This is a genomic window from Paramagnetospirillum marisnigri, from assembly GCF_001650715.1.
In the GTDB taxonomy this organism is placed as follows: Bacteria; Pseudomonadota; Alphaproteobacteria; order Rhodospirillales; family Magnetospirillaceae; genus Phaeospirillum; species Phaeospirillum marisnigri.
In genome coordinates this window covers 310,442-318,070 of sequence record NZ_LWQT01000044.1, presented here as the reverse complement: position 1 = coordinate 318,070, position 7,629 = coordinate 310,442, and the positions used below count along the sequence as shown (strand labels likewise).

The following is a 7,629-nucleotide window of genomic DNA, read 5'->3' as shown; positions in this document are numbered from 1 at the left end:
CCATTCCCTGCAAACGCCATCAACCAGCTTGCGCTTGAGAACAGGCTTCACATTTTTCGGCGGATGACGTCCTGCAGCATTTCCTTGTCGAGCGTCAGGTCGGCGACAATCCGCTTCAGCTGGGAGTTTTCCTCCTCCAGCTGACGCAGCCGCCGCATCTCGGTCGGCAGCAGCCCGTCGTACTTTCTCTTCCAGTTGAAGTACGTCGCCTGGCTGATCCCGGCCTTGCGGCAGATCTCCGAGACCGGAACCCCGTCCGCCCCTTGCTTCAAGATGAACGCCTTTTGCGCGTCCGTGAACTTCGATGCCTTCATCGCTGATCTTCCTTCCCCAGCCGGGAAATCCGATCCGAAAACTCTAACTCAAAACGATTCAGTTTCCCGGGGGCACATCAACCCGCAAATGCGCCCCATACCGCGCTAATTCTTGACGCATAAAATGCAAAGGCCGCCCTGCGAGGGGCGGCCTTTGGCGTTCCTTGAGCTGGCCATGGCGCTGTCCTCATCCGCTCTTGCGACCCGGAAAAGCCGGGTTGGGGATGGGCGGATTTCGGACTTGGAACAGGTAAAGCGGACGTTGCCGCCGAACGGTAATCCGGCCCACTACGCTCCTGCCAGCGGCAACAGGTCTTCGACGACGATTTATGTGTCCCGGTGATCCAATCACCGCCTCGCCACGTACTAAAGGCATGACAAAATCGAGGGGGGACTTTCCATGAGCCGGGACACATCACTCCAACAGGGGTGCAAAATCGCCGTGATCGGCTCGGGGGCTGGGGCGTTGGGAGCCGCATGGGCGCTCTCGCGCCATCACGACGTCACCATTTTCGAACAGAACGCCCATTTGGGTGGCCACGCCAACACCGTCGTAATCTCCGAGGCTGATGGCCGCGGGGTCGCGGTGGATACCGGCTTCATCGTTTATAACGAGCGGACCTATCCCAATCTGATCCGCATGTTCGAGCAATTGGCGGTGCCCACCAAGGCCACCGACATGTCGTTCGGGGTGTCCCTGGACGAGGGCGCCATGGAATATTCGGGCGAGAGCCTGCGCGGCCTGTTCGGCCAGCCGCTCAATCTGGTGCGGCCGCGCTTCCTGGGCATGGTCGCCGATATTCTGCGCTTCTATCGGAACGCCCCCAGGCTGATGGCCATGGCCGAGCCCGGTCCCAGCCTGGGCGAGTATCTGAGCGCCAACCGCTATGGCGATGCTTTCGTCCAGGATCACCTGCTTCCCATGGCCGCCGCCATCTGGTCGGCCCCGGCCTCGACCATGCTGGATTTCCCGGCCATCAGCTTCGTGCGTTTCTGCTCCAATCACGGCCTGCTGCAACTGACCGACCGGCCGCAATGGCGCACGGTGATCGGCGGCAGCCGCGAATATATCCGCCGCCTGACCGCCGATATGCGCCACAAGGCCCGGCTGAATACCCCGGTCCTGGCCATCGAGCGCCATGACGCCGGAGTGGATGTCATCACCGGCGGCGGCCAGCGCGACAGATTCGACGAGGTGGTGATCGGCGCCCATGCCGACGAGGCTCTCGGCCTGCTGGCCAGGCCCAGCCAGGACGAGCGCCGTCTGCTGGGCGCTTTCGGCTATCAGGAAAACCTGGCCGTTCTGCACGGCGACACGGCCCTGATGCCGAAGCGGCGGAAGCTTTGGGCGTCATGGAACTATATGGGCCGCACCGGCCCCGATGGGGCTCGGCATCTTTGCGTCAGCTACTGGATGAACCGCCTGCAATCCCTGGAAACCGAAACGCCGGTCATCGTCACCTTGAACCCCATCACCCCGCCCCGGCCGGAGATGGTTCATGCCAGCTTCGTCTACCACCACCCAATGTTCGACGGCGCCGCCATGGCGGCACAGGGGCAATTGGCCAGCATCCAGGGCGCGAACCGGGTCTGGTTCTGCGGCTCTTATTTCGGCTACGGCTTTCACGAGGATGCGTTCTCGTCGGGACTGGCCACCGCCGAGGCCATGGGCTGCCCGGCGCCCTGGTTGTCCCAACCCATGCGGCGGGCGGCGGAATGACCGCCTCATGCCTTTATCGCGGCCAGGTCATGCATCACCGCCTCGAGCCGGTGGGCCATCGCTTCACCTATGACGTGGTCTCGTTGCTGATCGACCTGGACGAATTGCCGGAGCTCGGCCTGAGATGGCTGTCCCACAATCGGCGCAACCTGTTCTCGGTCCAAGATAAGGATTTGGGCGATGGCGCCGCGCCGCGCCGCTGGATCGAGACCGAACTTGCCCGCCATTCCATCTTCATCCCCGGCGGAGCGGTTCGGGTGCATCTGTTCCCGCGCTTTCTGGGCATGGCCTTCACCCCGCTGACCACCTGGTTCTGCCATGCCGCCGACGGAACCCTGTCCGCCGTTCTGTACGAGGTGCACAACACTTTTGGCGAACGCCATGCCTATCTGGTCCGCACCGAGGGCGATGAGCGCCAAACGCTGCGCCATTCGGCGGAGAAATGCTTCCATGTGTCGCCCTTCCTCGGCCTCAACGGCAATTACGCCTTTGCATTGCGGCCGCCGGGCGAAACCTTCGCCATCACTATCCGCGAGACCGACCGCGCCACCGGCAAACCGATTCTGGTCGCCTCCCATGTGGCCAAGCGGGTGCCGCTGACCGATTCCGCCCTGGTCCGGGCCGCCATCGCCTATCCCCTGCTGCCGCTGAAGATCCTGGGCGGCATCCACTGGGAGGCGTTGCGCATCTGGATCAAGGGCGCGTCTTTCCACAAGAAGCCCACGCCGCCGGCGTCGCTGGTGTCCTTCACCGACAAGGGGGATCTTTCATGAATGCCCAGTCCCGTCTGCTGCCCGTCGCCGCCATTCCCCATGGCCTGAGCGACAATCTGCTGCTGTCCATGCTGGAGCACCGTCTGGCGGCCGGTCAGTTGACCGTGGTCCTGCCCAGCGGGGAAAGCCGCGTCTTCACCGGCACCGCCCCCGGCCCGAGGGCGGAATTCCGCCTTCACCGCCTGCGAGCCCTGCGCCGCCTGATCACCGGCGGCCCCGTGGGCCTGGGCGAGGCCTATATGGACGGCGACTGGGACAGTCCCGATCTGGCCGCCCTGCTGGAACTGGGTGATGTCAACGACCGGGTGCTGGGCGATCCGCTGGAAGGCCATCCGCTGCTGCGCCTGGGCCTCAAGCTGTGGCACCGCCTGCACGACAATTCCCGCCGCGGCAGCCGCCGCAACATCTCGGCCCATTATGATCTGGGCAATGCCTTCTACTCCCAGTGGCTGGATCCGGGCATGACCTATTCCGCCGCCCTGTTCGACTCGCCCGACGAGAGCCTGGCCCAGGCCCAGGAGCGGAAATACCGGGCCATCGCCGAGGATATCGGCCTGAAGCCCGGCATGCGGGTGCTGGAGATCGGCTGCGGCTGGGGCGGTTTCGCCGAACTGATGGCCGGTGAGTACGGCGCCACAGTGGTCGGCCTGACCCTGTCCGAGGAGCAGCACGCCTGGGCGACGAACCGGCTGGCCAAGGCGGGCCTGGCCGAGCGGACCGATATCCGGTTGCAGGACTACCGCGACGTCACCGGCCAGTTCGACCGCATTGTCTCGGTCGAGATGATCGAGGCGGTCGGCGAGCGCTGGTGGCCCACCTATTTCGCCACCATCCGCGACCGGCTGGCCCCCGGCGGCAAGGCGGGGCTGCAAGCCATCACCATCGCCGACGAGCGGTTCGAAAGTTATCGCCGGGGCTGCGACTTCATCCAGCGCCATGTCTTTCCCGGCGGCATGCTGCCGTCGCCCGGCGCCTTGCAGGCCCAGGCGGACGCGGCGGGGCTGGGGCTGGCCACCACCCGCTGCTTCGGCATGGATTACGAACGCACCCTGGAATTGTGGGAAGCCGATTTCCAGCGGGCCTGGCCCCGCATCGCGCCCCTGGGCTTCGATGCCCGCTTCAAGCGGCTGTGGGAGTTCTACATCGCCTATTGCCGCGCGGGCTTCCGCACCAAGGCCATCGATGTGTGCCATCTGTTGCTGACACGGGACTAGATCATGCCCCGGCTGAGCCGCCTGCGGCTTGCCGCCTATGCCCTGCCCGCCTTGGCTTTGGCGGCTCTGGGGATTCCGGTCCATGTCCATATGCCCACCTTCTATGCCGAGACGGTCGGGCTGGGACTGGCGGCCACCGGGGGCGCACTGCTGGTGTCGCGGCTGGTGGATCTGTTGGTGGATCCCGTCATCGGTCTGGCCTGCGACGGCGGACATGGCAGGCGGCGGCGCGGCTGGATGCTGGCCGGATTGCCACTGCTGCTGGTAGCGGGCTGGCGACTCTTCATGCCGCCGGAGGATGCCGGAGCCGGTCATCTGGTGCTGTGGTCGGCGGCCTTCTATCTGGGGCTGACCCTGATGCTGGTGCCCTATCAGGCCTGGGGGGCCGAATTGTCCTCCGATTACGGCGAGCGAACCCGGATCGCCTCGTGGCGCGAAGGGTTCGCCCTGATCGGTGTGATGTTGGCGGTGGCGGGACCCGCCGCCCTGTCCTTGCCCCAATCCCAGACCTTGGCGGCCTTTTTCCCTCCCGCCGCCATACTCCTGATCATCGGCGTTGCAGCCGCCGTGTTTCTGGTCCCGGAGCCTCTTCCCGCTCCGGTGACCGCGAGGGGGCCGGTTGCGTCATTATCCCCCCTGATGCGCAACCGGCCCTTTCTCCGCCTCGTCACTGCCCAGGCCATCAATGCCACCGCCAACGCCCTGCCCGCCAGCTTGTTCCTGATGTATGTGGGGGACGGCCTGGGTCGGCCCGATCTGGCCGGAGCGTTGTTGCTGGCCTATTTCATCACCGCCATCCTCGGCATTCCGCTCTGGCTGGCGGTGGCCGCCCGGCTGGGCAAGCATCCGGCCTGGAGGCTGTCCCTGCTGCTGACGTCGCTGGCCTTCATCCCGGCGGCCTTCCTGGGGCCGGAGCACTGGCCCGTCTTCGCCGCCATCTGCCTGCTGACCGGTTTGGGGCTGGCCGCCGATCTGGCCTTGCCCGCCGCCATCCTGGCCGATGTGGTGGACGAGCACACCGCCCAGGGCGGCGGCGGCCGGGCGGGGCTTTACGTGGCCCTGTGGAGTCTGACCGGCAAGCTGGCCCTGACCCTGGCGGTGGGCTGCGCCTTTCCCCTGCTGGCCCTGGCCGGGTTCACGCCCGGATCGGTCAACAGCCCCGGCTCACTGGTGATGCTGGGAATTCTCTATGCCGGTGTCCCGGCTTTCCTGAAGCTCGCGGCCGTGGTCGCCATGGGTCGCTTTCCGCTGGACCGGGCGCGCCAGCAAGACCTGCAGCGCCGTATCGCCATTCTGTCGGAGGCTTGATCCATGCTGACCCGTTCCGCCCTCGTTCTGTCCGCCTTTCTCGTTCTTACGGGGTGTTCCACCATGAAGCCTGCCGATTTCGCCGCGGCCCAGCCCAAGCTGGTGCTGGAAGAGTATTTCGCTGGCCGCACCCAGGCCTGGGGCCTGTTCCAGGACCGCTTCGGCACCGTGAAGCGACAGTTCACCGTCGAGATCACCGGCACATGGGATGGCGAGCAATTGGTTCTGGACGAGCAGTTTCTCTACAATGACGGCGAGACCGATCAGCGCGTCTGGACCATCCGGAAACGCGCCGACGGCGGCTATGAAGGGCGGGCCGCCGACGTGGTCGGGGTCGCGTCGGGCCTGTCGGCGGGCAATGCCCTCAACTGGGCTTATGTCATGGATCTGAAGGTGGGCGACGGAACCCTGCGGGTCGCCTTCGACGACTGGATGTTCCTGCAGCCGGGCGGCGCCATGATCAATCGGGCCAGGGTGTCCAAATGGGGCATCGATGTGGGCGAGGTCACCCTCTTCTTCATGAAGCCGGGGCTGAAAGCCGCGTCCTGACCAGCCTTATGGCCGCTCCCAGGACGGGGACGCGGCCATAGACCTGGGTGCTGGCATCCCAATGGTCGCGATGGAGCGTCACCCTGCCCATGGCATCGAAGCGAACCTCGCTCATGCCCTCCAGCGCGATGGATCGGCCCCGCAGGGCGGCCGAAAAGCGCCAGCGCAGATACCCGGCATCCTTGCCCATGGCCATGTCGTCCACCACGAAGCGCGGCTGGCCCAGAGTCTGGAACATATGTACCAGCAGCGTCTCCAGCCGCGTGACCCCGGTCAGATCGTTGAAGGGATCGACGAAGCGGATGTCGGGAGCGCAGAGTTCCCGCAATCCCGCCAAGTTATCGGGAGACAACCCTTCCCAGAACTCGGCCCAGCTCGCCAGGGGGGTCACAGTCCGGTCACCTTGTGCATGAGGGCAAAATACAGACGGTCGGGCAACAGGCGCAGCACTTTCATGGCAAGGGCGAAGCGGAAGGGAAAGGCGGTTTCGAACCGCCCAGCCTTCAACCCGCACAAAATAGCCTCCGCCGCCTGCCCGGCGGTGACAAGGTCGGGCATGGGAAAAGGGTTCTGGCGCGTCAGGGGCGTATCCACGAAGCCGGGATTGATGAGACTGACCCGCACGCCGCTGCCGTCCAGGTCCAGCTTCAGGGATTCCGCCAGGGCGATCAGCCCCGCCTTGCTGGCCGAATAGCCCCCGGCGGTGGGCAGGCCGCGATAGCCCGCCACCGAGGCCACCAGCACCAGATGGCCGCTGCCGCGCGCGATCATGGCGGGAAGCAGCGCTTCGATACAATGAACCGCCCCCATGAGGTTGGTCTCCATCAGTCGGCGCACCGTGTCCGCGTCAAAGCTTCGCGCCGGGGTTGGCGTATGGATGCCGGCGCAGAGAATAGCGGTGTCGATTGTCCCCATTGCGCTCACCGCCGCCTGCACGGCGGCGCGGTCGGTGACGTCCACCGCCAGGGGCGTGATGCCCGGTCCCCGACCGGCCAACTCCGTCAGGGGCTCAAGCCGTCGACCGCTGGCGATGACGGAATGGCCTTCGGCGGCGAGGCGCAAGGCCAGGGCCTCGCCGATGCCCGATCCCGCTCCGGTGATCCATGTCCTGGTCATCATGGCCGGCTATCCGCCAGGGCGCGGGGAACATAGACGAAGTCCGACCCCTTGTGGCGGAAGCTCAGGCCCGTCCAGCGGCCTTGCGGCGAATAGGCGATGTCCAGGTTCAACTCGCCCTCCAGCCGCCAGCGACCGGGGCCAAGGGGAACCCGCACCACCTCGAGCAGGCGGCCGATCTGAGAATCCAGCAAGGGCCGATTGGTGGCCAGGGCCGGGGTCCAATAGCTGGTGGGAACGGTGTCGGCGGGGGCGATGAAGACTCCCGTGGAGCCCTCGACCCGCAGGCCTTCAGGCGTGCTTCGCACCGATAGCGTCATGGCATCGCCGTCATCGTCGGTCCGCGACTCAAGACGGACCAGACGACCGTCGCGCCAGACTTCCCGGCTGTCGTGTCGATAACGATAGAGGGGTATGGGGCCGAAGGCGACATCCAGCGCGATGCTCACATGCACCCTGGTTTCGTCGCCGACAATCTCCACCTCGGCCCGGTGCGTGCCAATGGGAGTGCCGCCGCGCAGAACGACGAATTCGGCGCTTTGCCCAGCCGCCACCGGGGCGGCTCCGAGCAAGGCAGTGATGACCAGGATGGCGGCGAGCAGGCGCATGGGCGGCGTTCCTCCAGAAGGCGTCCT

At 65.8% G+C, this 7,629-nt stretch carries 8 protein-coding genes and 1 pseudogene; 5 read left to right on the top strand and 4 right to left on the bottom strand.

Annotated features, from left to right (window positions below; genetic code table 11):
* Window positions 1-314, bottom strand: a pseudogene (locus A6A04_RS07360) (transposase); the annotation flags it as partial.
* 400 nt (window positions 315-714) lie between these two features.
* On the opposite strand from A6A04_RS07360, the gene A6A04_RS07355 reads away from it, so the two are divergent.
* The 5 genes from A6A04_RS07355 to A6A04_RS07335 are packed head-to-tail and all read left to right on the top strand — an operon-like array spanning window position 715 to window position 5,878.
* Complete coding sequence (locus A6A04_RS07355; RefSeq protein ID WP_068491374.1) at window positions 715-2,034, top strand: NAD(P)/FAD-dependent oxidoreductase; 1,320 nt, start codon at window positions 715-717, stop codon at window positions 2,032-2,034.
* Window positions 2,031-2,807, top strand: a complete 777-nt coding sequence (locus tag A6A04_RS07350) for a DUF1365 domain-containing protein (RefSeq protein WP_068491372.1) — start codon at window positions 2,031-2,033, stop codon at window positions 2,805-2,807. Before A6A04_RS07355 ends, A6A04_RS07350 begins: the two co-directional genes overlap by 4 nt.
* Entirely contained in the window at window positions 2,804-4,021 is a 1,218-nt protein-coding gene (locus A6A04_RS07345) for an SAM-dependent methyltransferase (RefSeq protein WP_068491370.1), read from the top strand. The genes A6A04_RS07350 and A6A04_RS07345 overlap by 4 nt, the downstream gene beginning before the upstream one ends.
* Before the next feature lie 3 nt (window positions 4,022-4,024).
* Complete coding sequence (locus A6A04_RS07340) at window positions 4,025-5,329, top strand: MFS transporter (RefSeq protein WP_068491368.1); 1,305 nt, start codon at window positions 4,025-4,027, stop codon at window positions 5,327-5,329.
* Between the two features lie 3 nt (window positions 5,330-5,332).
* Window positions 5,333-5,878, top strand: coding sequence for a DUF3833 domain-containing protein (locus tag A6A04_RS07335; protein WP_082914762.1), 546 nt, complete (start codon window positions 5,333-5,335; stop codon window positions 5,876-5,878).
* Here the strand turns inward: A6A04_RS07335 and A6A04_RS07330 are convergent.
* Genes A6A04_RS07330 through A6A04_RS07320 form a run of 3 tightly spaced genes read right to left on the bottom strand, consistent with a single transcriptional unit; the run spans window position 5,847 to window position 7,602 of the window.
* Entirely contained in the window at window positions 5,847-6,269 is a 423-nt protein-coding gene (locus tag A6A04_RS07330; RefSeq protein WP_068491363.1) for a nuclear transport factor 2 family protein, read from the bottom strand. The genes A6A04_RS07335 and A6A04_RS07330 overlap by 32 nt on opposite strands.
* Window positions 6,266-6,997: an SDR family NAD(P)-dependent oxidoreductase gene (locus A6A04_RS07325; RefSeq protein ID WP_068491361.1), complete on the bottom strand. Its 732-nt coding sequence runs from the start codon at window positions 6,995-6,997 to the stop codon at window positions 6,266-6,268. The genes A6A04_RS07330 and A6A04_RS07325 overlap by 4 nt, the downstream gene beginning before the upstream one ends.
* Window positions 6,994-7,602, bottom strand: coding sequence for a DUF6134 family protein (locus tag A6A04_RS07320; RefSeq protein WP_068491359.1), 609 nt, complete (start codon window positions 7,600-7,602; stop codon window positions 6,994-6,996). Before A6A04_RS07320 ends, A6A04_RS07325 begins: the two co-directional genes overlap by 4 nt.
* Window positions 7,603-7,629 lie beyond the last annotated feature (27 nt).